Origin of the sequence: Roseibium denhamense, assembly GCF_009711415.1 — a bacterium.
GTDB lineage: Bacteria > Pseudomonadota > Alphaproteobacteria > Rhizobiales > Stappiaceae > Roseibium > Roseibium denhamense.
This window is the reverse complement of record NZ_SMLZ01000114.1, coordinates 61702-82838: the sequence shown is the minus strand read 5'-3', so window position 1 is coordinate 82838 and position 21137 is coordinate 61702. Positions and strand designations below refer to the sequence as shown.

The window sequence follows — 21137 nt, the reverse complement described above, 5'->3', positions numbered from 1 at the left end:
CCGGTTTTCTATGACCTGTCGGGTAGCCTTAGAACCCCTTGCGCCAATCCATGACTGCAGCGCCGACAACCCGCCCGGGTCCGTCAGTGTCTTCAATCTGGACGAGAATTGCGCATCTGGCATTGCCTGCATTCATCAGTTTCGACTTCGGCATACGGAATGTTTCCGTGCCGCCGGACCACATGCCCATAGGCTGGAGATCCCGGACAACGTTGACGTAGCGGATTTGCCGGCCAGCGTTTTCACCGCGCCCGATCTCAACCGAAACCTCTTCTTCGATCCTTAGAAAATAAACCGTCGCCATTTTCGCGCCGTCGGGCAAGGCGCCTTCAACGGTCGCTTCCACAGTCATGTCAGAGATTTTCAAGCTGACAGAAGATGTAAACGGATCGGCGCGTTTCAATGCGGCCCGCACATCCTTCTCGCGGCTCCCGATGACGTGCTCACCGCCATTGATAACCATCTGAGGCGTATAGACGGACCGGTCCCCGCGGCGCACTGCATACGCGCGCTGGCGTTGCGAATAGACCGGGTTTGCCAGTGTGTCCTTCCAGCCAAGGTAGTCCCAATAATCAACAGGCATCAGCAAGGTAAGAACGTCCTTGTCTTCGGCAACCAGCCGCTCGGCAAGGGCATCAGCCGGGGGGCATGAAGAGCAACCTTGGCTCGTGAAAAGCTCAATGACCTTTGCCGGCTGAGCTGCCGCGCCAGTGACGATTGCACCTGATGCAATAAAACCGGAGAATACAAAGATTATGGCCCGGAGTGCTGTATTTATGCCCCGGACAGACGGTCCCACCATTTGGCTCGCTTCCTGTTCTTGTTGGAGCTTAAGATAGGACCGGGACTATCAACATGCGAGTCACGAGCCGGTGACATCAGCTGTCTCGCGTGTATTTTACAACAGTGTGAGGTTGTCTTAGGATCCAGAATGAAGTCCGGGTTCCTATCCGCCGGAGCGTATCTTTTCGAGTTCGGGCAAGAAAACTGACCGGTAGCTCTCCGGGTCCAGCGGACCGATGAACTTGTAGCGTATGACGCCCTCACGATCGACGATGAAGGTCTCAGGCACGCCATATACGCCCCAGTCTATGGCAGCGCGTCCTGCGTCATCCGCGCCGATCAAACGGTAGGGGTTACCAAGACTGCCCAGAAAGCGGCGCGCATTCTCCGGCTTGTCCTTGTAGTTGATACCGATAAGTTGAATGCCATCGACACGTTCAACCAGATCCTCCAGAAGCGGATGTTCCTGCCGGCAGGGTACGCACCACGAAGCAAAGACATTGACCACGCTTATATTGCCGAGAAGGTCCGCCTTTCCGAAACCGGCTACGGGCTGGCCGTTGCGGACAATACCGTCAACGGGCGGGAGTGAAAGATCAGGCGCAGGCTTGTCTATGAGCGCGGAAGGAATTTTGCTCGGATCATTGCCGAGCGTTAGCTGAAACAAAAACAGCCCGGCCAAAGCTGCGAAGACGATCAACGGCAACAATACCAGCAGGGGAAACTGCCGTTTCCGTCCGGCTGGCTCCCGGGCTTCATCTGCAGAACTCATTGCCTAGCTCCGCTCTTTTTTAGGCTGTGCCCGTTTGACGCCCTGCGCAGCAAGCTCGCTCAGAGCTTTGTCTTGGGCGGCCTTGTCAAGGAAAACCCAGGCGAACAGCACAAGAACCGTGAGTACACATAAGCCATAAGAAGCAAGGATAAATGAAGCGTGAGGTCCAAGATCCATGAGACTATTCCGCTGGCTGGGCGGCCGCGGCCGGGCCTGGCTGCGCGGCACTGGCAGCGCGCAAACGCAATGACCGGACACGGCGGCGCAAAACTTCATTGCGCATGGCCATCAGGTGCAAGACGAAGAAGAGCGTTGTGAAAGCAAACGCCATCACCAAAAGCGGCCACAAAATATCCGGGTGAATGGTAGGTCCATCAAACCGGAACACGCTTGCCGGCTGGTGCAAAGTGTTCCACCAGTCTACCGAAAACTTGATGATTGGCAGATTGAGGGCGCCGACCAGCGTCAGAACGGCCGCTGCTTTCCCAGCTTTGATCGGGTCGTCCATGGTTCGCCACAGGGTCATCAGTCCGAGATACATAATGAACAGCACCAGGACGGATGTCAGGCGCGCATCCCATTCCCAATAAGTGCCCCACATCGGTTTGCCCCAGAGCGAGCCTGTGACAAGCGCCATAAATGTAAAAGCAGCACCGATTGGGGCCGCGGCCTTAGCTGAAACATCCGCAAGCGGGTGTTTCCACACAAGGGTGCCGAGGGACGAAATCGTCATGACCGAATAACACATCATGCAAAGCCAGGCCGCAGGTACGTGAATGTACATGATCCGAACCGTGTCGCCCTGCTGATAGTCCTCCGGCGCCACGAAAAAGCTCATGTAAAGTCCGACAGCAAACAGACCGACGCACAGTCCAGCGAGCCAGGGCAGAACAACCTGCACCAGCCTCAAGAACCGCGTCGGATTTGCATAATCCCAAAATGCCATGGAACCCTTCTAAATCACTGTAGCTGGGGCTTCAATGGATCTCTGCGTCGCAGGATGCATTGCGGCGTATCAAATGCCGGGATCAAAGATCCAATACCAAAGACAACTGATGATAACCCGCTGATGGCCTCTTCCCGTTTTCCGGGAAACGCACGATCCTGCCCGAACGCGCAGTAATCGATCAGCTCGAGGCGGTAAACCGTTTTCGATTTATCGTCTGCTGATTTAGTCCGATGCAAACCGGAGAGCCGCAGCCGAAGCAATCGGGCCGACCACTGCTGCAATCAGGGATAGAGCGCACAGGATCAGAAACGGTGTCATGAACGGAACTGGGTCCCGCACCGCCGCATCAGTGGCACTCACGCCGAAAATCAGCGTTGGAACCGCGAGCGGAATGACGAGGATGGCGAGCAGCAGCCCGCCCCTGCGCAAGGTCACCGTCAGGGACGCGCCGATCGCGCCGATCAACGTGAGGGCAGGGGTGCCGGCGAACAAGGTAGCTGTTACAGCGGCAGTCGCGACCGGATCGAGATTGAGCAAGATCCCCAGAAAGGGGGCGGCAACCACCAGCGGCAATCCGGTGCCAACCCAGTGTGCAAGGCATTTGATCAGAACCACCACTTCCAGCGGCCGGCCGGCCATCAAAATAAGATCGAGGGTTCCATCATCCCGGTCGGCCTGGAACAATCTGTCGAGGCCCAAAAGCGTCGCAAGAAGTGCTCCGATCCACAAAAGACCCGGTCCAATGCGGGACAGAAGATTGAGGTCCGGGCCAATACCGAAAGGGATGACGGTTACAACTGCAAGAAAAAACAGAACGCCGACCAGCGCGCTGCCGCCGATCCTGACCGACAACTGCAGGTCCCGCTGAAACAGAACCAATGCCCAATTCCGCATCAGTCATCCTCCGCAATACTGGCGGCCACAGGTTGGGCTTCGAGATGGAGGGCTTGGGTCCGCGCCAATGCCAGCTTTGTGTGGGTCGCGGTGACAATCAAACCGCCGCCGGCCAGATGGCGGTCCATAAGATCCAGCAGCTGTTGCTCCGATGCCTTGTCGAGTGCCGATGTAGGCTCATCCATCAGCCAAATGGGGCGGGCTGTAACCAGAAGCCGGGCCAGTGACAGGCGCCGCTTTTGTCCGGCTGACAAATAGGCCGTTGGCAAGTGAGCGGTGTGGCCGATGCCGAGCAGATCCAGCGCGCCAATCGGCGTCATGGTTTGCGCCAGGTAGCTTTCGGCTTCCGCCGGAGCTGCAAAACTCTGCCAGAAACCGAGGTTTTCAAGAACGCTGAGTGCGGGCTTGACCGCATCCTGATGGCCGAAATAGTGCGCGAACTCATGGGGGGGCTTGTCTTCGTCTGCGCCGTCAAGCCGGATTGTTCCGGACGTTAGAGCCACAAGGCCCGCAAGAGTGCGCAAGAGAGACGATTTGCCGATGCCATTTGCGCCGGTTACGACCAGCGCCGTCCCGCTCTCCACCGAAAACGTCAAATCCTGAAACACCCGGCGTCCGCCGCGATCGATCGTTAACTTGTCGGCGATGAGGTTCAGGGGAGCGCTCCAAGGTTGGTGGCATGCTGGTGTGTTGTTAGGGGGCAAGGACGGTCAAATGCAAGCCCAATTCGCCCAGACACAAAAACACCCCGGGTTTAGCCGGGGTGTTCAGATCTTTATAGCCTTGTGTCCGGTTAAGCAGCGCGAATCGTAGAGAGGAACTTGCGGAGTTCGCTCTCAAGAAACTCTGATTGTTTCGCCAGGTCCCCTGAAGCCTGGAGAACCTGGCTTGCTGTGCTGCTCGATTTTGTGGCTGCTTCCGTGACCGTGGCAATCGACCGGGACACTTCCGTTGTTCCGGCGGCCGCCTGCTGAATGTTGGAGGCGATTTCCTGAGTTGCAGCGGCTTGTTGTTCCACAGAGGCGGCAACGGCGGTGCTGATTTCCTTCACGCGGCCGATGGTTTCCGCAACGCCGTTGATTGCGGTCGCGGACTCGCTCGTTGAAGACTGGATGCCGGTAATCTGGGCGGAAATTTCTTCAGTCGCCTTGGCGGTTTGCGTTGCAAGCTCTTTCACTTCCGCGGCAACAACCGCGAAGCCCTTGCCTGCTTCGCCGGCCCGGGCTGCTTCAATCGTGGCATTCAAGGCAAGCAGGTTGGTCTGTTCGGCAATGCCTGAAATCAGCTCGACGATGTCGCCGATTTTTTGGGCCGCACTGGAGAGGCCCTGAACCTTTCCGGCCGCTGAATCTGCATCGCGGGCAGCTTCCTCGGAGATCTGGTTGGAACGTTCAACCTGGCCGGAAATTTCCTGGACGGAGGCTGTTAGTTCCTCCGTCGCGGAGGCGACCGTTTCCACATTGTGTGAGGCTTCCTCGGATGTGGTTGCAACCGTTGACGACCGTTCGGACGTGACCGTCGCGGTGTCGTACATTTCGCGGGCAAAGGTTTCCAGCTGGGTCGCAGCGGCAGAAACGGATTGGACGATGTTGCCGACAGCGTCTTCGAACTGCGCTGCCATCTTGTCCAGACCTTCTCTGCGTTCGGCTTCCGCCTCCGCCTTGCGTATTTCGGCCTGTTCCGTCAGCTCGGCGCTTTTCACCGATTGTTCCCTGAAGTAGCTGGCCGTGCGCGCCAAGTCGCCGATTTCGTCGGCCCGTTCGGTTTCGCCGATTTCCACCTCTAGGTTGCCTTTGGCGAGCTCCTTGAAAGTGTGGACGATGCGGCTGATCGGTCTTGCAATCCCGAAGCGGGAGATCCAGACACCGAGCCCGATACAAACAGCGATCGCCAAAGCGGAAATGAGGATGAGGTTGAAAGCGGCGGCCTGAGCAGAGGTGCTGGCCGATGATCGCTCATTTGCCATCATTTCCGCTGAATAGGTGCTGTAGACTTTCACGGTATCCGTGACGTTCTTTTGCCCTGAAAGTGCAACTTCCAGAGCCTGTGCAATGGCGTCCGGATTGGCTGGGTCGCTTTCGGCAACCTTAATCATCGCATCGATATCTGCGAAGTAGGACATCATTGCAGCGCGGATGTCATTGAGCTGCTTCTTCTGTTCGGCGTCGGCAGCAGCTTCGAGGATCGGCAGGCGGCCAAGCATTTCATCACTGCGGCGTTTGTTTTGCGCGTGATATTCGTTGGCGTTTTCAGCATCAAGTGCAAGCTGGTAGGTCATCCGGCTAATGGCCACGATATCGATCCTGAGATCCATGGCCTCGCGGGCTGCCTCCTCAGACACGCCGACGCTGGTGAATGTATTTGCGACCGTGTTGAGCTGGCTGTGGGCAAACCAGGCGGTCCCGGCTGCTGCAATGCTCAGCAAGGTAATGACGCCAAGCATCTTTTTGACGATGGAAATGTTCTTCAACACAGCAGCCAACTCCTCATGCAGCCAGATCAGCAGCAGAAAACGGGAAACACCCGCTCAACATGTGTGAAGTCGATACAGCAGCAGTCTTGCAAAAGGGTTTATTTTGCCCTGTTGCCAAATTCTTTAAGGCGGAAAAGATTAATAAAAACGACAGGTTAGCCAGTAAAAAGGTCCTAAAAGAATGAAGGTTGCGAAAGCTACCCGCTCCCAACCCTTGAGGTGAGAGCGAGCGGCATTGCCGCAGCCTTATTCGCCTAGTTTTCAGGGCGCTTAAAAATGAACCGACTTCGGATCCAGTGGCTTCTGGCGCGGCGGAGCGAACTTGGTGAGGTCAATGCCTTCGACCGCTTCCTTGTACTCGTCAATGCTCGGCGTGCGGCCGAGGATGGCGGACAGGACCACGACCGGCGTGGAAGCCAGCAGGCTCTCGCCCTTCTTGTCTTCGGCATCTTCCACGACGCGGCCCTTGAAGAGGCGTGTGGAGGTCGCCAGAACCGTGTCACCCTTGGCAGCCTTTTCCTGGTTGCCCATGCACAGGTTACAGCCCGGGCGCTCCAGATAAAGGATGTTCTCGTATTCGGTCCGGGCGGTCGCCTTCGGTGCCGCATCATCGAACTCGAAGCCGGAGTATTTCTGCAGAACGTCCCAGTCGCCCTCTTCCTTCAACTCGTCGATGATGTTGTAGGTCGGCGCAGCGACCACAAGCGGGGCCTTGAACTCGACCTTGCCCTGCGCCTTTTCAAGGTTCTTGAGCATGCCGGCCACAATCTTCATGTCGCCCTTGTGCACCATGCAGGAGCCCACGAAGCCCAGATCGACCTTTTTCTCACCGCCATAGTAGGAGACCGGGCGGATCGTGTCGTGGGTGTAGCGGCGGGAGACGTCTTCGTTGTTGACGTCCGGGTCCGCGATCATCGGCTCGTTGATTTCGTCCAGATCGACGACAACTTCCGCAAAGTACTTTGCATCCGCATCCGGCGTCAGGGCCGGTTTTTCGCCGGACTTGATTTCGGCGATGCGCTTGTCGGCCTTGTCGATCAGGCCCTGTAGAACCTGTTTCTCGTTGTCCATGCCCTTGTCGATCATGGTCTGGATGCGGCCCTTGGCCAATTCCAGCGAGCCGATCAGCGTCTCGTCATTGGAGATGCAGATGGAGGCTTTCGCCTTCATTTCCGCTGTCCAGTCGGTGAACGTGAAGGCCTGGTCGGCAAGCAATGTGCCGATATGCACCTCGATGATGCGGCCCTGGAACACGTTGTCACCATGCTGCTTCAGCATCTGTGCCTGAGTTGCGTGCACCACATCGCGGAAGTCCATGTGATCGGCCATGGTGCCCTTGAAGGTGACCTTGACGCTTTCCGGCACCGGCATTGTGGCTTCTCCGGTCGCAAGGGCCAGTGCCACGGTGCCCGAATCTGCGCCAAAAGCAACGCCCTTGGACATGCGGGTGTGGCTGTCGCCGCCGATGATGATGTCCCAGTCATCCACGGTGATGTCGTTCAGCACCTTGTGGATCACGTCCGTCATGGCGTGGTATTCGCCCTTCGGATCACGCGCGGTGATCAGGCCGAAATTGTTCATGAATTTCATGAGTTTCGGAATGTTGGCCTGGGCCTTCAGATCCCAGACAGATGCCGTGTGGCAGCCGGACTGGTAGGCGCCGTCTACAGTTGGCGAGATGACAGTTGCCGCCATCGCTTCCAATTCCTGCGAGGTCATCAAGCCGGTCGTGTCTTGCGACCCGACGATGTTGACCTTCACGCGCACATCTGATCCGGCATGGAGCGTCTTGCCCGGGGTCGAGCCGACGGCATTGCGGTTGAAGATCTTTTCAACGGCGGTCAGGCCCTGGCCATCGTGGGACACTTCCTTGGACGGGGCAAACACCTGTGGGGCTTCCACGCCAAGGGTTTCGGCTGCAAATGTCTGCAGCTTCTTGCCGAAGACGATGGCATAAGAGCTGCCCGCCTTCATGAACTCGACCTTTTGCGGCGTGAAGGCGGACGAGACGTCGGCGTACTCTTCGCTGCCGTCTTCGCTTAAAAGCTTCTTCGTCTTGGTGTTGATCTTGAAGACCGTGCCTGTCTCGACGGAGTATTTTTGCTCCAGAACCGGGCTGTCGTCATTGTTGAGGATCGGCTTGCCGTCGGCCCCCAGTTTCTTCACCCAGTTCTTCAGATCGATGCCGATGCCACCGGTCACGCCGACGGTGGTCAGGAAGATCGGCGAAATGCCGTTGGTGCCGGCAACGACCGGCGCGTAGTTGACGAACGGAACATAGGGGCTGGCCGGCTTGCCTGTCCACAGCGCGACGTTGTTGACGCCGGACATGCGGGACGAGCCGACACCCATGGTGCCTTTTTCGGCGACCAGCATGACGCGCTTGTCCGGGTGCTGCAGCTTCAGCGCCTCGATTTCCTTCTGCGCGGCTTCGGAAATCATGCACTTGCCGTGCAGCTCGCGGTCCGAGCGCGAGTGCGCCTGATTGCCCGGCGACAGAAGGTCAGTCGAGATATCGCCTTCGGCAGCGACGTAGCTGACGACCTTGATCTCTTCTTCGATGTCAGGAAGCTTGGTGAAGAACTCGGCCTTGGCGTAGCTTTCCAGAACGTCCTTGGCGATTTCGTTGCCGGCCTCATAGGCGGCCTTCAGGCGGTCGGTGTCGACTTCATAGAGAAAGACCTGGGTTTTCAGGACTTCCGCCGCATCCTTGGCAATCGCCTTGTCCTCGCCAAGGGTCAGATCCAAAAGGACCTCGACGGACGGTCCACCCTTCATGTGCGACAGCAGTTCGAAGGCAAAGGCCGGAGTGATTTCCTCAACCACGGACTGGCCGAGGATGATCTCTTTCAGGAATTGTGCCTTTTCACCCGCCGCGCTCGTCGTGCCGGGCAGGGTGTTGTAGATGAAAAACTTCAGGGAGTCGGCGCGATGTTCGCTGCCGGTGTCCTTGATCTGCGCGATCAGCTCGGCAACAAGGGCGCCGTCTTCGATCGGCTTGGGGTGCAGGCCCTGGCTGTTGCGGGTTTCGATCTCGGAAAGGTAGTCGGTGTAAAGGCTCATGGGACCCCCGGCGTCATGTCGTGATGGGAAGAGCTCCAATGCCGGGCGCGCATTCAATGGCTCGCCGGGGAAGCTCGCTGGGCACTACATAGTTCAGTATACAACGGTATGCAATCTTTTTCGGTTCCCTTGGAAGTGGATTTGTTTCGCCCGGTTTCTTTCGGTTTTTGCCCAGCCTACAGCAAAGCTGATTATGCGCGACGCGGGTGAAAATTGGGACGCGCCTTCCTACATCTTGGTGTGATCTCTGGCGATTATAGCCAGAATTTTGTAAAACCGCTGCCAAAGAAATGTGAGGACGGGAACGGGCGAGAGGCTCTGTTCATGTCCATGGCGGAACCTTTTGGGATGAGATGGCTTTTCTTTCCAAAAGCGCCTGCAAAAATTGTGTAGACCGGCACCCGGCAGGACGCGCCGAGGCTGCCACGGATGTGAAGGAGAGCACCCGTCGTGACCCAGTCCCTCGACAGTTTCAAGTGCAAGACAACGCTCAATGCTGGTGGCAAGACCTACACCTATTTTTCCATACCCGAAGCGGAGAAGAACGGCCTCGACGGAGTCTCCAAACTGCCGTTCTCGCTGAAAGTGGTGCTTGAAAACCTGTTGCGCTTTGAAGACGGGCGGACGGTGACCAAAGAGGATATCGTCGCCTGTGCCGAATGGCTGAAGACGCGCAAATCCACCCACGAGATTTCCTACCGGCCTGCCCGGGTTCTGATGCAGGATTTTACCGGCGTCCCGGCTGTTGTTGACCTGGCCGCCATGCGCGATGCGGCAGTCAAGCTTGGGGGCGATCCCAAAAAGGTGAACCCGCAGGTGCCGGTGGATCTGGTGATCGACCACTCCGTGATGGTCGACTATTTTGGCACCGGCGATGCGTTCAAGAAAAACGTGGAACTGGAGTATGAGCGCAACGGCGAACGCTATGAGTTCCTGCGCTGGGGCCAGTCCGCCTTTGACAACTTCCGCGCCGTGCCGCCCGGTACCGGCATCTGCCACCAGGTGAACCTGGAGTATCTCGCCCAGACCGTCTGGACCAAACAGGAAAACGGCGAGGAAATCGCCTATCCGGACACGCTGGTCGGCACGGACAGCCACACCACCATGGTCAACGGCCTTGCCGTGCTCGGCTGGGGCGTTGGCGGCATCGAGGCGGAAGCGGCCATGCTCGGTCAGCCGATCTCGATGCTGATCCCGGAAGTCATCGGCTTCAAGCTGACCGGCAAGCTGAATGAGGGCATCACCGCAACCGACCTGGTCCTGACCGTGGTTCAGATGCTGCGCCAGAAGGGCGTGGTCGGAAAGTTCGTTGAATTTTACGGCCCGGGCCTCGACAACCTGTCGCTCGAAGATGCGGCCACGATTGCGAACATGGCCCCGGAATACGGCGCGACCTGCGGCTTCTTCCCCGTGGATGCAGACACGCTGAAATATCTGGAAGCGACCGGCCGCGACAAGGACCGAGTCGCGCTGGTGGAAGCATATGCCAAGGCGCAGGGCATGTTCCGCGAAGGCTCGGAAGAACCGGCCTTCACGGACACTCTGGAACTCGACATCTCAACCGTCGTGCCCTCGCTGGCTGGACCGAAACGCCCTCAGGACCGGGTGACCCTGTCCGACGCCGCGCCGGAATTTGCCAAGGCGTTGAAAGAGATCAAGGGCGCAACGGCCGCTGCCGGTGATGTGGCCGTTATGGACAAGCCCGGTCAGCGCTATGCCATTGACGGTAAGGATTTCGATCTCGGCGAGGGCGATGTGGTGATTGCCGCGATCACGTCTTGTACCAACACCTCCAACCCGTCTGTTCTGATTGGCGCTGGGCTGGTTGCCAGAAAGGCGCTGGAAAAAGGTCTCAAGGTGAAGCCGTGGGTAAAAACCTCGTTGGCCCCGGGCTCGCAAGTGGTCACCGACTATCTGGAAAAGGCCGATGTGCAGAAGGACCTGGATGCGCTCGGCTTCAACCTGACCGGCTATGGCTGCACCACCTGTATTGGCAATTCCGGTCCGCTCGATCCAGCGATTTCCAAGACCATCAACGACAATGACCTGGTGGCCTGTTCGGTCCTGTCCGGCAACCGCAACTTCGAGGGCCGGGTGAACCCGGATGTGCGCGCCAACTATCTGGCCTCGCCGCCGCTGGTGGTCGCCTATGCGCTTGCCGGGTCCATGCATATCAATGTGGCCGAAGATCCGCTCGGCGAAGACCGCGACGGCAATCCGGTCTACCTGAAGGACCTGTGGCCGGCGACGGAAGAGATCACCGCGCTGATCCGGTCGTCCATCACCGAGGACATGTTCCGCGAGCGCTATTCCGACGTCTTCAAGGGCGACGAGCACTGGCAGGCGATCAAGGTCGAGGGCGGCATGACCTATGGCTGGCCGGCCGGGTCCACCTATGTGCAGAACCCGCCCTATTTCGAAGATATGACCATGGAGCCGAAGCCGCTCGAAGACATCGAAAACGCGGCGGTCATGGGTCTGTTCCTGGATTCGATCACCACCGACCACATCTCACCGGCCGGTGCGATCAAGGAAAACAGCCCCGCCGGTCAATATCTGGCCGAGCATCAGGTTGCGCGCAAGGACTTCAACTCCTACGGCTCGCGCCGGGGCAACCACAAGGTCATGATGCGCGGCACCTTCGCCAACATCCGCATCAAGAACCAGATGGTGCCGGGCGTTGAAGGCGGCGTCACCATGACGGACGGGGAGAAGAAGTGGATCTATGACGCCTGCATGGAATACCAGGAAGCGGGCCGCCCGCTGGTCGTCTTCGCAGGTAAGGAGTACGGCACGGGCTCGTCCCGCGACTGGGCCGCGAAAGGCACCAAGCTTTTGGGCGTGCGCGCCGTCATCGCCGAGTCTTTTGAGCGCATCCACCGTTCCAACCTTGTCGGGATGGGCGTCGTCCCGCTGACCTTCAAGGACGGTGAAAGCTGGCAGTCGCACAATATCACCGGCAAGGAGAGTGTGACGATCAAGGGCATTGCCGGCATCCAGCCGCGTCAGATGATGGATGTGGAGGTCACCTATGAGGATGGCACCACCAAGACCATCGAATGCCTGTGCCGCGTCGATACGCTGGACGAGCTGGAATACATCAAGGCCGGCGGCATCCTGCACTACGTGCTGCGGAACCTGGTGACGAACTAACCCTGTTCATGACGTCCCCAAAGCGGCCTTAGGGCCGCTTTGGGGACATCAGCTGGATCGATGGTGACCGTGCACTCAGTCATCCCATGGCTTGACCATGGGATCCACTCCCTGACCGTACCCCAAGTGGCGCTGATCGCGGTGACGGGATGAGCGGTCCGCATTCGGCGGAACCTTGCATCTTGGCCATATGCACGCGACCCTCAGGGCCAACAGTGTGGACCCTGAATTGCAGCGTTCACCAAATGAGGGAGGACGGAAATAAATGGCAAAGCATGTCATCTTGATCCACGGAGCCTTTGCCGGTCCGTGGAGCTTTGAACGTTACCATACATTTTTCACGGACCGTGGCTGGATTTGCCACACCCCCACCCTTCGCTTCCATGACGGCGACCCGGCTGCGGAAACCAATCCGGATTTTGCCCAAACAAGCGTTGCCGACTATACCGATGACATTGCGAAGCTTGCCGCATCTCTTGATGAACCGCCCATCTTGCTGGGGCACGCCATCGCCGCAACCATCGCGCAACAGGTTGCCGCCCGTGGACTTGCCTCGGGGCTTGTCCTGATCAATCCCAACGCCCCCTGGGGCCTTTTGCCGGAAACAGACGATGAGCGCGCTGTTGCCAAGGCGTTTATGCAAATGGGCCCATTCTGGGAAAAACCGCTACGGGTCGACTTCGATCTAATGGCGCCGTTTGCGCTCAACAAGCTCAGCGAAGCCGAGCAGCATGCTGTTTTTGATCAGCTAGGACCGGAATCCGGCCGGGTGATGTTCGAGCTGTTTTTCTGGATGTTTGATGACAATCAGGCCACGAAAGTTGCCTTTGACAAGGTCACCTGTCCGGTTTTGGTCGTGTCCGGCGAAGAGGACCGGGCGGTCCGTCATCAGGTTGGCGAATGGATTGCCGCGCAATATGGCGACAAAGGCACGTTTCATTTGGCTCCGGACCACGCCCATTTTCTGTTTATGGAGCCGGGGTGGGAGGAGATCGCAGCTGTATGCGCCGACTGGATGGAGGCATCCGGTGTGAATGATTAATGCTGAGACGGCTGCCGGATACCCGTTCCCCAAACCGTTGATTGTCCTCAGGCTTGATTTTTCGATCCCAGCAAGACGTTGAGCGAACGGCTTCGCTTGGTTTCGATATCCTCCCCGGGCACATGACCCGGGGATTCACTCTTCCAAGCTGAGCCAAAACAGCTCAACTGTGTGTCTGGCAGGGTTGTCCGGCCAAATCGGTGACAAACACCGTTCGGGTTAGCCGTCGACCTTCTTGCCAAGGGCGTCCAGCAGAGTACCGAGATTGTGCTGGAACATGGCGAGATAGCTTGTGGCCGGACCGCCGCGCTCAGACAGGGCGTCGGAAAAGAGACGGCCGCCGATTTCAATGCCGGTCTCGTCTGAAATCTGCTGAACAAGAGCCGGGCTGGTAATGTTTTCGACAAAGAGAGCAGCAGCGCCCTGATCCTTCAATTGCGCAATCAAAACCGCAAGATCGCGGGCGGATGGCTCCGCTTCCGTGTCGATGCCGACGGGGGCCAGGAATGTCATGCCATAAGCATCAGCCAGGTAACCGAAGGCGTCATGGGCGGTGACAACGGTGCGCCGGTCTTCCGGCAAGGCTGCCAGCCGCTGACGGGTCTCTGCGTCGAGCGCTTCCAGCTGCGCGATATAGGCGTCTGCATTTGCCTTGAAATCATCGGCATGGTCCGGAAGGACCGCGCTCATGGCATCGGCGATGTTGCGGACGTAAATGACGCCGTTTGACAAGGAATTCCACGCATGCGGATCGATCTCGCCATCGACCCTGACCGGGGTAACGCCTTCGGTTGCCACGTGAACGGTGGCTTCGGTACCCGATTCTGAAATCAAGGTGTCGGACCAAGTTTCGAAGCCGAGACCGTTGACGAAGATCACGTCGGATTCCGCCACGGCTTTGGCATCGGCGACGGACGGTTGATAGACATGGGCATCGGCGTCCGGACCAACGATTGTCGTCACGCTTGCGTGGCCGCCGACCACCTGCTCTACCATGTCTCCGAGGATGGAGAAGCTGGCGACGACCTTGATGTCATCATGGGCGGAGGCTGGCAGGGCAGCGAGCATAAGCGAAGAAGCTGCAAAGCCCGCGGCGAGGGTCTTTAAAAAAGTCATTGGGTCCTCTCTTGTGTGTAAGTTTGATCGGTAGACAGGTTTTTTGATGCGGCTGATTTGCGGAACCGGCCACCGAAGCCGAGCGGCCCGAACAGGGCCGAGATCAAGAAGAAACTGCCTGCCACCAGCACGATCGCCGGGCCGGACGGTGTTTCCGGAAACAGGTAAGACAGTGTCAGGCCGATCCAGCAGCTGGCCAAAGCAAACGCAAAGCCGAGGATTAGCTGACCAGTGATGGTGCTGGCCCAGTAGCGTGCCGCCGTTGCCGGAAGGATCATCAGTCCGACCGCCATCAACGTGCCGAGCGTCTTGAAGGCGGCCAGCAAGTTCAGGACCAGGAGAAGCATGAACCCTTGGTCGACGAGCCAGGGCCGCTTGGTCTGGGCTTCGAAGAAAATCGGATCGCATGTGCTGACGATCAAGGGACGGAGGAGCGCTGCGAAAGCCACCAATGTTACGCTCGCAACTCCGCCGACAAGCATCATGGAGGCATCATTGATCCCGAGAATAGAGCCGAACAGAAAGCTCTTCAGGGGAACGGCCGATCCGGCGGCCGACAGGATGAAGATACCGGCTGCCAGGGCAATCAGATAGAGAGATGCAAGGCTTGCGTCGCTGCGCAGGATCGTTTTGCGCGCCAGCAACGCGGTGAGAATGGCGACCCCCACACCAGCGACGAGCCCGCCGACCAGGAGTGAGATGACCGACAGGCCGGCGGTCACGAAGCCGATCACAATGCCGGGCGTGATGGCGTGGGCCATCGCTTCGCCCGCAAGGGAAAGCCGGCGCAGAACGAGGAACGCGCCGATTGGAGCGACAGAGGCCGATAGCACAGTGGTTGCGACGAAAGCCCGCCGCATGAAGACAAAGCTCCACATTTCGGCAAAGAGGTCAAACATGAGCGCGGTTCTCCTGCGCATTTGCCTGGCCGCGGAACATCCAGGCAGCCTGGCTTTCTGAAAGGTAGCCTTGGGAAACGAGCCGGTCCGGTGTCAAAACCTCGTCCACCGGTCCATGGGTCGCGGTTCCACCGCCGAGCAGCAATGCATGGCTGCAATGGTCGAGTACGGAAGACAGGTCATGCACCACGAGAACGACGGCGCGGCCCTCCTCGCGCCATCGCTTGATGATCGACAAGAGGTGCGCCTCGGTGCTTTGGTCGACTGCCGCAAAAGGCTCATCAAGCAGGATAAGGGGAGCATCTTGAAGGATGACCCGGGCAAACAGGGTGCGCTGAAGCTGCCCGCCTGACAGCGTGTGGAGGGACCGGTCCGCAAGATCCAATATCCCGGCTTCATCCAGTGCGGCCGCAACCCGATCCCGGCCCGCGCGGCCCAATCCGGACCACAGGCCGAAGCCGCGCCAGGCGCCCATTGCTGCCAGATCCCGGACCCGGATCGGAAACCGCCGGTCGAACTCGGTCAATTGAGCGAGATAGCCGATCTCATCGGGGCGGCCCGAAGGCCAGGTCAGCCGTCCGGCAAGCGGGTCCATGAGTCCAAGGAGCATTTTGACAAACGTGCTCTTGCCCGAGCCGTTTGCGCCGATAACAGCCAGGGTTGTGCCTGCATGAATGTCTACAGACAGATGCTTGAACAGCGTCAGGCCGGGGTACCCCAGAGCCAAGTTCCGTATTTCAAGAACATTGGTCATTACCAGACCGCCAAAATGGCCAGCCATAACAGGCCGGACAGGACAAGCGCGCCGCCCATGAGGGCCGGAAGGCTCATTTCAGTCAGGCAGGGATAATGGTGCTCCGGCAACCGGCCCAAAGGCGAGCGGCGGCTCATTGGCTTGACCCAGTGCCGGATTTCAGCAAGGCGGTTGCGCCAAGCGGGTGCAGGGCGTTAGGGCCGCCTGCGGGCAGGCTGGTGAATGTTGCAATTGGGCGCATCGCTACCTCCGACTAAACGGGGCAAAGCGGGGCCATATTGCCGGACGGCAAATGCCGTTGGATACATAGGCTTCTCCCACCGGGACACCCCGCCCGGGTTGTTGTGGTTGCGATGGCAGGTCTCCTGACTCGCGGGTCTAAGCTCTCCCGGACCTTCCCGGACCTTTGTTCATGGTCCAGTGGCACCGTTCGGGGTCGCTCTCCGCTCACAGTTGCGGGGGCAGTCACGGATTAGGCGCCCTATTGGCTCTTCCTCACCGTGTTCCCTTTTCATCCCGCAGCTGTTTTCATTCTGCAGGAACCATCAATGCCAAGCTATTTTTTCACAGTGGATTTATCAACACCGTATTTCCCCTGATGCCATTTGGCTCGTGAGGATTTGCCGGCGTTTGACTGTCAGGCGGTGTTGGCAGCGTCCGGCAACCAGAAGACGCCATTGGTCTTGGCGAGCATGTCTTGAAGCTCTGCGGCGGGCATTGGCCGCCCAAAGTGATACCCTTGCAAATAGTCGCAGCCCATCTGGGCGGCATGCCGGGCGTGTGCTTCCGTTTCCACACCTTCCGCGATGATGCTCATGCCCAGGCTTTTGCCGATACCGATCATGGACGCGACAAGGGCGCGCGACGTCTCATCCTCGACGATCGGCTGGATGAACTGGCGGTCGATTTTCAAGACCGCGGGCTTGATCTTTAGAAGGCTCTGAACCGACGCATGCCCTGTGCCGAAGTCATCAAGAGCAATTGTTGCGCCCAGTTCTTTCAACTCTCCGAGCGTCCAGTCAACAAGGTCGCCAATGCGATCCAGGTAGACGGATTCGAGAATTTCAATCGCCAGACGTTTTGGACTGATGCCCGATTTCTTGATGTCATGGATGAGGGTCGGATCGGCCAGGCGTCCGGCGGAAACATTGATTGAGATGCGGGGCAACTCTATGCCTGCAGCTTCAAGGCGGCCGAGAATTTCCGGCAGCGCTTCAAAGGTGACTGCATCGACCCGCTTTAGAATTCCCATCGTCGCTGCAGTGTCGAGAAAGGCCTCCGGAGGCAAAAGTCCCATTTTCGGATGCGCCCATCTGACAAGAACCTCAGCTCCCGCCATCCGGCCTGATACAGCATCCACAATTGGCTGAAAATGCGGGACAAACTCCCGTTTTTCGCAGGCAAGCAGGAGATCGGATACCATGCGTTTGGTTGCCGTTGCCTCGGCGTGCATTTCTTCGGAAAAGAACGACCAGCGGCTCTTGCCATTGGTTTTGGCATGGTACAGCGCCGTGTCCGCGTCCACGACCACTTGCTCTGGCGCGGTCATCGTTGCGTTGGCGATCGCAACGCCAACACTTGCGCTGCAAAAGGTGGACTTGCCTTCAAATGTGAACGGGGCGTGCATTTCCTGAACGATGGCATCTGCCAGATTGCTGATGTCGAGAGCGCTGTCGCCGAGAGGCCGCAGGATCACAAATTCATCCCCGCCGATGCGCGCAATGAGGTCTGTCTCCTGCGTCAACCGGCGCAACATTCCGGCAACGGCAATCAAAAGCCGGTCTCCGGCCTCATGACCGAGCGTGTCGTTGACGGACTTGAACCGGTCCAGGTCAACGTAAAAGACAGCGAACGCCGGACCGTCGTGCTTGAGATTTTCGATCCAGGTTTTCAACTCTAACTCAAAATGCCTGCGGTTCGACAGGCCGGTCAAAGGATCTTCTTTGGATTCCTTTGCAACCACTTTTGCGAGTTCGTGCAGCCTTTTGTTTTCTTTCTCGAGCCCTTGAATTTTCTCCAGGTATTCAGCGGCTGCCTCGTGTCCGGAGTAAATCGACGCGAATGTTCCTGTCTCCCGCGGCTGGGCGGGCGGCGCCTCGAGTTCAATGAGAGAACAAAGCCACCAACGGTCGCCGCTTGCCGGATCTGACAAGGGGGTCCAGCTCATCTTTTGCCAGTACTGCTGACCGTTTTTCCGGTTGTTGATCGTCTTTACGCTGAAATGCTGCCAGTTCATCAGCTTTTCAATGATGATCAGGTGGTTGCCTTGGTCCACACTCGGGCCAATCAGGACCGTTCCGCGTTTCCCGATGATCTCCGAGGACGCATATCCGGTGATTTTTGAGAATGCCCTGTTGCACCACCGCATGTGCATGACCGCACCGTCCTGGTCTGAGGCCAGTGCGAGGGCCAGTCCTTCACTGCATTTGTCGGTGATCTGATCAAGTATTTCTGCGGGTATCACTAGGGCGTCTCACATGTTTCGCCCAAAATATGAGCACCAATATATTTTACAATTGATAAAACAACCTAGGCGAGAGGGGCTTGGTTCTAGGTTTTTTCTGGGGCGGTTCGCTATACCAGGCTAGGAGTGCTCTCTCCAATTGCGTCAGTTGCTTCTGATATTGCGATTGTTGCCGATGTGTGTGATCCGGCTCTGCGCATTTTGCCCAAAACCACCTAGTCTTATTTGCGGATAGCGTTGCCAGCAGGATCAGATAAGCTCGTTCCACGGATTTGCTGATCTGGGGGGATCTTCCGTGTCGCTAATTTCTGAGTGGTTTTTGCGAACCGCTGCATATGCCTGTGTTGCCGTTGTTTTATTGCTGACTTTTCAGGGAACCTCGGTTCGTGCAGAGGGCGGGGTCTCAGCCGAAGCCCCTTTGATTTCCATCCAGGAGCGATTGAAAAGGCTCGGTTTTGATCGCCTTGAACTTGCCAGGCCGGGGGTGGCTAGTGAAGGCGACCTTGACGATGGCGGGTTGATCGCTGATGGAAATCCGCTGCCCTTGGAGCACGATGCGCAAGCTGTGACAGCAGGCAAGCTGGTTGGGTATGATGGTCCCTTCGTGCCAATAGAGCCTGAAATCGGAGCCTCATCTGAGACTCGCGGCCAACAAGCCGGAATCCTTGCAGACCTGAAAGCGATGAGCCCACCAGAAGGCCAAGGCCAAACCGATCAGGCGGATGTCGGAGGGGAGCTGCCGGTATCGGATGGCGGATTCTATAATGTCTGCCCGCGCGGCTATACGTCCTGTTTCAGCGGCGCTTGTTGTCCGCCAGGGACGGGCTGTGCCAATGACGGTTATTGCGCGCCGTACGGCCGTGTTTACTGCGGGCGTGGACGCCATTGCCCAATCCGGTACGTTTTGCTTGAGCGGCAATCGGTGCTCGGCAAGAGGATCAACCAAGTGCCGTAACGGCACCATCTGTGGGCCCAATGACAAGTGTTTCAGTGGCGGGGGCTGTATCCCGAAAGCCAATGTCGATTGCGGCAACGGAACGCATTGTAATCCTGGCACCTATTGCCTGTCCGGTAAGCGTTGTTCACCGAAGGGGTCCTTCAAATGCCGGAGTGGCAATGTATGCTTTCCGGGTCAGAAATGCGCGAGCGGTGGCGGCTGCATAGAAGCGTCATACGATGATTGCGGCAACGGCACACACTGCAAGACCGGAACTTACTGCCTTTCCAACAATACATGTTCGGCACCCGGCTCTACCAAATGCAAAGGTGGATATATCTGCGGACCGGGCCGTTACTGTCTTAAAGGCGGTAAGTGCTCTGATGTTGGAGCCGTGAAATGCAAAGACAATTCAATCTGTAATCCTGGCAAAAAGTGCTTCAGCGGGGGTGGATGCATCGGCGACGAACGTGTTGATTGTGGGAACGGTCTGCATTGCGGTGAGGGCCGCCTCTGCCTCGACGGCGGAAAGTGCTCCGCACCGGGCGCCAAACGCTGCAAAAGCGGCCACATCTGCCCGAAGGACACTTATTGTCTTAAGGGCGGAAAATGTTCGGAACCTGGCGCAAAAGATTGCGGCAACGGGACGATCTGTGGCCTGGACCGGATTTGTCTGCCCGATGGAGGGTGTTCGGCAAAGGGTGCGAAACAGTGCAAGAGCGGCCACATTTGCCCCAAGAACACGTACTGCCTCAAAGGGGGTAAGTGTTCCGAGCCGGGTGCGAAGGATTGCGGCAACGGAACGATCTGTGGTCCGGACCGTATTTGCCTGCCTGATGGAGGATGTTCGGAACGAGGTGCTCAACAATGTCCGAGCGGTCATATCTGCCCGAAAGACACCTACTGTCTTAAAGGGGGTAAGTGTTCGGAGCCTGGCGCAAAAGACTGCGGAAACGGGACGATTTGTGGTCCGGACAGGATCTGTTTGCCAGATGGCGGGTGTTCGGCAAGGGATGCGCAACAATGCCCGAGCGGACACATTTGTCCGAAGGATACTTTCTGTCTGGCTGGTGGAAAGTGTTCCGAGGTCGGAGCAGTTGATTGTGGCGACAAAGTCTGCCCACCCGAGACATTATGCTTGCCGGACGGGGGCTGCTCGAAACCGGGAGCAATCCAGTGCAACGGTGGGCAAATCTGTCCAAAAGGAAGTTTCTGCCTGACTGGTGGCCGGTGTTCAGAAGTCGGCGCGGTTGATTGCGGTGACACGGTCTGTCCGCCAGGGACCCAGTGTTTGCCGGGAGGCGGGTGTTCCAGGCGGCCGGCCCGGTCGGAGCCGCCGGCTGATCCTGGAGAATGATCGACTGCCACGAGACGCACCGGCGGGCCGGATCTTTCAAAGACCTGGCCCTGACCGGTGTTTGTAACAGTTCGATTGAGGCGCGGACGCTAGCCTTGGCCGGTCAGATCCTGAGCCAGCATAAGCGCATTGCCGTCGGGATCGAAAAATGTCGCTGTTTTCACCATCCCCTCAACCACAATTGTCTCGCCGTCGAATTTGACGTCAGCAGTCTCCAGCCTCTTCCGGGCCGCGTCGATATCTGCAATTCCAAACACGGGAACGCAGTTGCCCGGTGCAGCTTCCGCTTGTTCACCAAGTCCAAGGGTTACGCCCGCCGTTTTCGTTGCCAGCTCTGACCAGCCGGCCTCGTCGGCATGATAGAGCGCCTCAAATCCGAGTTTCTCGCCATACCACGCCGCACTTGCGTGCCGATCCTTGACAGACAGCGCGAGAGTGATTGTGTTTTCCAATGAAATCAGTGCCATGATCTGTCCTTATG

The 21137-nt window shown here is 58.0% G+C and carries 18 protein-coding genes and 1 riboswitch; of the genes, 3 read left to right on the top strand and 15 right to left on the bottom strand.

All coding sequences use genetic code 11. The features are described from left to right. Positions 1-28 precede the first annotated feature (28 nt). From E1180_RS17900 to E1180_RS17865, 8 genes are all read right to left on the bottom strand, one after another. Positions 29-802, bottom strand: a complete 774-nt coding sequence (locus E1180_RS17900; protein ID WP_155193261.1) for a DUF1223 domain-containing protein — start codon at positions 800-802, stop codon at positions 29-31. A gap of 144 nt (positions 803-946) precedes the next feature. Further along, a complete protein-coding gene (locus E1180_RS17895) occupies positions 947-1555 on the bottom strand; it encodes a DsbE family thiol:disulfide interchange protein (protein ID WP_155193258.1) in 609 nt (202 codons plus the stop codon). A gap of 3 nt (positions 1556-1558) precedes the next feature. Next, positions 1559-1732: a heme exporter protein CcmD gene (gene ccmD / locus E1180_RS17890; protein ID WP_155193256.1), complete on the bottom strand. Its 174-nt coding sequence runs from the start codon at positions 1730-1732 to the stop codon at positions 1559-1561. Positions 1733-1736: 4 nt separating this feature from the next. Further along, a complete protein-coding gene (locus E1180_RS17885) occupies positions 1737-2501 on the bottom strand; it encodes a heme ABC transporter permease (protein WP_155193253.1) in 765 nt (254 codons plus the stop codon). Between the two features lie 225 nt (positions 2502-2726). After that, positions 2727-3398, bottom strand: a complete 672-nt coding sequence (gene ccmB, locus E1180_RS17880) for a heme exporter protein CcmB (RefSeq protein ID WP_155193251.1) — start codon at positions 3396-3398, stop codon at positions 2727-2729. Then, positions 3398-4054, bottom strand: a complete 657-nt coding sequence (gene ccmA / locus E1180_RS17875; RefSeq protein ID WP_155193564.1) for a heme ABC exporter ATP-binding protein CcmA — start codon at positions 4052-4054, stop codon at positions 3398-3400. Before ccmA ends, ccmB begins: the two co-directional genes overlap by 1 nt. A gap of 137 nt (positions 4055-4191) precedes the next feature. Beyond that, positions 4192-5871 carry a methyl-accepting chemotaxis protein gene (locus E1180_RS17870; RefSeq protein ID WP_208997222.1) on the bottom strand — a complete coding sequence of 560 codons (1680 nt, stop codon included), beginning with the start codon at positions 5869-5871 and terminating at the stop codon, positions 4192-4194. 270 nt (positions 5872-6141) lie between these two features. Continuing rightward, complete coding sequence (locus E1180_RS17865) at positions 6142-8934, bottom strand: bifunctional aconitate hydratase 2/2-methylisocitrate dehydratase (protein ID WP_155193247.1); 2793 nt, start codon at positions 8932-8934, stop codon at positions 6142-6144. 450 nt (positions 8935-9384) lie between these two features. Between E1180_RS17865 and acnA the strand changes: the two genes are divergently transcribed. Both acnA and E1180_RS17855 read left to right on the top strand, forming a co-directional pair. Then, positions 9385-12087 (top strand): aconitate hydratase AcnA, encoded by a 2703-nt coding sequence (gene acnA, locus E1180_RS17860; protein ID WP_283404571.1) that lies wholly within the window; start codon positions 9385-9387, stop codon positions 12085-12087. Positions 12088-12352: 265 nt separating this feature from the next. After that, positions 12353-13129: an alpha/beta hydrolase gene (locus E1180_RS17855; RefSeq protein WP_155193245.1), complete on the top strand. Its 777-nt coding sequence runs from the start codon at positions 12353-12355 to the stop codon at positions 13127-13129. 219 nt (positions 13130-13348) lie between these two features. On the opposite strand, the gene E1180_RS17850 is transcribed toward E1180_RS17855, so the two are convergent. From E1180_RS17850 to E1180_RS17830, 5 genes are all read right to left on the bottom strand, one after another. Further along, positions 13349-14245 carry a metal ABC transporter solute-binding protein, Zn/Mn family gene (locus E1180_RS17850; protein ID WP_155193243.1) on the bottom strand — a complete coding sequence of 299 codons (897 nt, stop codon included), beginning with the start codon at positions 14243-14245 and terminating at the stop codon, positions 13349-13351. Next, complete coding sequence (locus tag E1180_RS17845) at positions 14242-15144, bottom strand: metal ABC transporter permease (protein WP_208997221.1); 903 nt, start codon at positions 15142-15144, stop codon at positions 14242-14244. Before E1180_RS17845 ends, E1180_RS17850 begins: the two co-directional genes overlap by 4 nt. Further along, entirely contained in the window at positions 15137-15898 is a 762-nt protein-coding gene (locus tag E1180_RS17840) for a metal ABC transporter ATP-binding protein (RefSeq protein ID WP_196220638.1), read from the bottom strand. Before E1180_RS17840 ends, E1180_RS17845 begins: the two co-directional genes overlap by 8 nt. Further along, positions 15898-16035 carry a hypothetical protein gene (locus tag E1180_RS17835; protein ID WP_155193240.1) on the bottom strand — a complete coding sequence of 46 codons (138 nt, stop codon included), beginning with the start codon at positions 16033-16035 and terminating at the stop codon, positions 15898-15900. The genes E1180_RS17840 and E1180_RS17835 overlap by 1 nt, the downstream gene beginning before the upstream one ends. A gap of 201 nt (positions 16036-16236) precedes the next feature. Next, positions 16237-16460: riboswitch (cobalamin riboswitch) on the bottom strand. Positions 16461-16535: 75 nt separating this feature from the next. Beyond that, the gene (locus E1180_RS17830; RefSeq protein ID WP_208997220.1) at positions 16536-18362 is read right to left on the bottom strand and encodes a sensor domain-containing protein; all 1827 of its coding nucleotides are present in this window, start codon (positions 18360-18362) and stop codon (positions 16536-16538) included. Positions 18363-18657: 295 nt separating this feature from the next. Here E1180_RS17830 and E1180_RS17825 point away from each other — a divergent pair, with 295 nt between their 5' ends. Then, complete coding sequence (locus E1180_RS17825) at positions 18658-19317, top strand: hypothetical protein (RefSeq protein WP_155193239.1); 660 nt, start codon at positions 18658-18660, stop codon at positions 19315-19317. A 394-nt stretch (positions 19318-19711) separates the two neighbouring features. On the opposite strand, the gene E1180_RS17820 is transcribed toward E1180_RS17825, so the two are convergent. Continuing rightward, on the bottom strand, positions 19712-20182 hold the full coding sequence (locus tag E1180_RS17820; protein ID WP_155193238.1) for a hypothetical protein: 471 nt from the start codon (positions 20180-20182) through the stop codon (positions 19712-19714). Between the two features lie 563 nt (positions 20183-20745). Further along, positions 20746-21123, bottom strand: a complete 378-nt coding sequence (locus E1180_RS17815) for a VOC family protein (protein ID WP_155193237.1) — start codon at positions 21121-21123, stop codon at positions 20746-20748. Positions 21124-21137: the final 14 nt, after the last annotated feature.

What these genes read in the sequence shown, in the direction of transcription:
- ccmD (WP_155193256.1), bottom strand. Translation starts at nt 1,732, where the DNA reads ATGGATCTTGGACCTCACGCTTCATTTATCCTTGCTTCTTATGGCTTA.
- E1180_RS17885 (WP_155193253.1), bottom strand. Translation starts at nt 2,501, where the DNA reads ATGGCATTTTGGGATTATGCAAATCCGACGCGGTTCTTGAGGCTGGTG.
- E1180_RS17845 (WP_208997221.1), bottom strand. Translation starts at nt 15,144, where the DNA reads ATGTTTGACCTCTTTGCCGAAATGTGGAGCTTTGTCTTCATGCGGCGG.
- E1180_RS17850 (WP_155193243.1), bottom strand. Translation starts at nt 14,245, where the DNA reads ATGACTTTTTTAAAGACCCTCGCCGCGGGCTTTGCAGCTTCTTCGCTT.
- E1180_RS17895 (WP_155193258.1), bottom strand. Translation starts at nt 1,555, where the DNA reads ATGAGTTCTGCAGATGAAGCCCGGGAGCCAGCCGGACGGAAACGGCAG.
- E1180_RS17835 (WP_155193240.1), bottom strand. Translation starts at nt 16,035, where the DNA reads ATGAGCCGCCGCTCGCCTTTGGGCCGGTTGCCGGAGCACCATTATCCC.
- E1180_RS17815 (WP_155193237.1), bottom strand. Translation starts at nt 21,123, where the DNA reads ATGGCACTGATTTCATTGGAAAACACAATCACTCTCGCGCTGTCTGTC.
- E1180_RS17820 (WP_155193238.1), bottom strand. Translation starts at nt 20,182, where the DNA reads ATGACCGCTCGGACATTGTTGAGCACCTCGTTCCGAACATCCTCCATC.
- E1180_RS17855 (WP_155193245.1), top strand. Translation starts at nt 12,353, where the DNA reads ATGGCAAAGCATGTCATCTTGATCCACGGAGCCTTTGCCGGTCCGTGG.
- ccmB (WP_155193251.1), bottom strand. Translation starts at nt 3,398, where the DNA reads ATGCGGAATTGGGCATTGGTTCTGTTTCAGCGGGACCTGCAGTTGTCG.
- E1180_RS17900 (WP_155193261.1), bottom strand. Translation starts at nt 802, where the DNA reads ATGGTGGGACCGTCTGTCCGGGGCATAAATACAGCACTCCGGGCCATA.
- E1180_RS17840 (WP_196220638.1), bottom strand. Translation starts at nt 15,898, where the DNA reads ATGACCAATGTTCTTGAAATACGGAACTTGGCTCTGGGGTACCCCGGC.
- E1180_RS17865 (WP_155193247.1), bottom strand. Translation starts at nt 8,934, where the DNA reads ATGAGCCTTTACACCGACTACCTTTCCGAGATCGAAACCCGCAACAGC.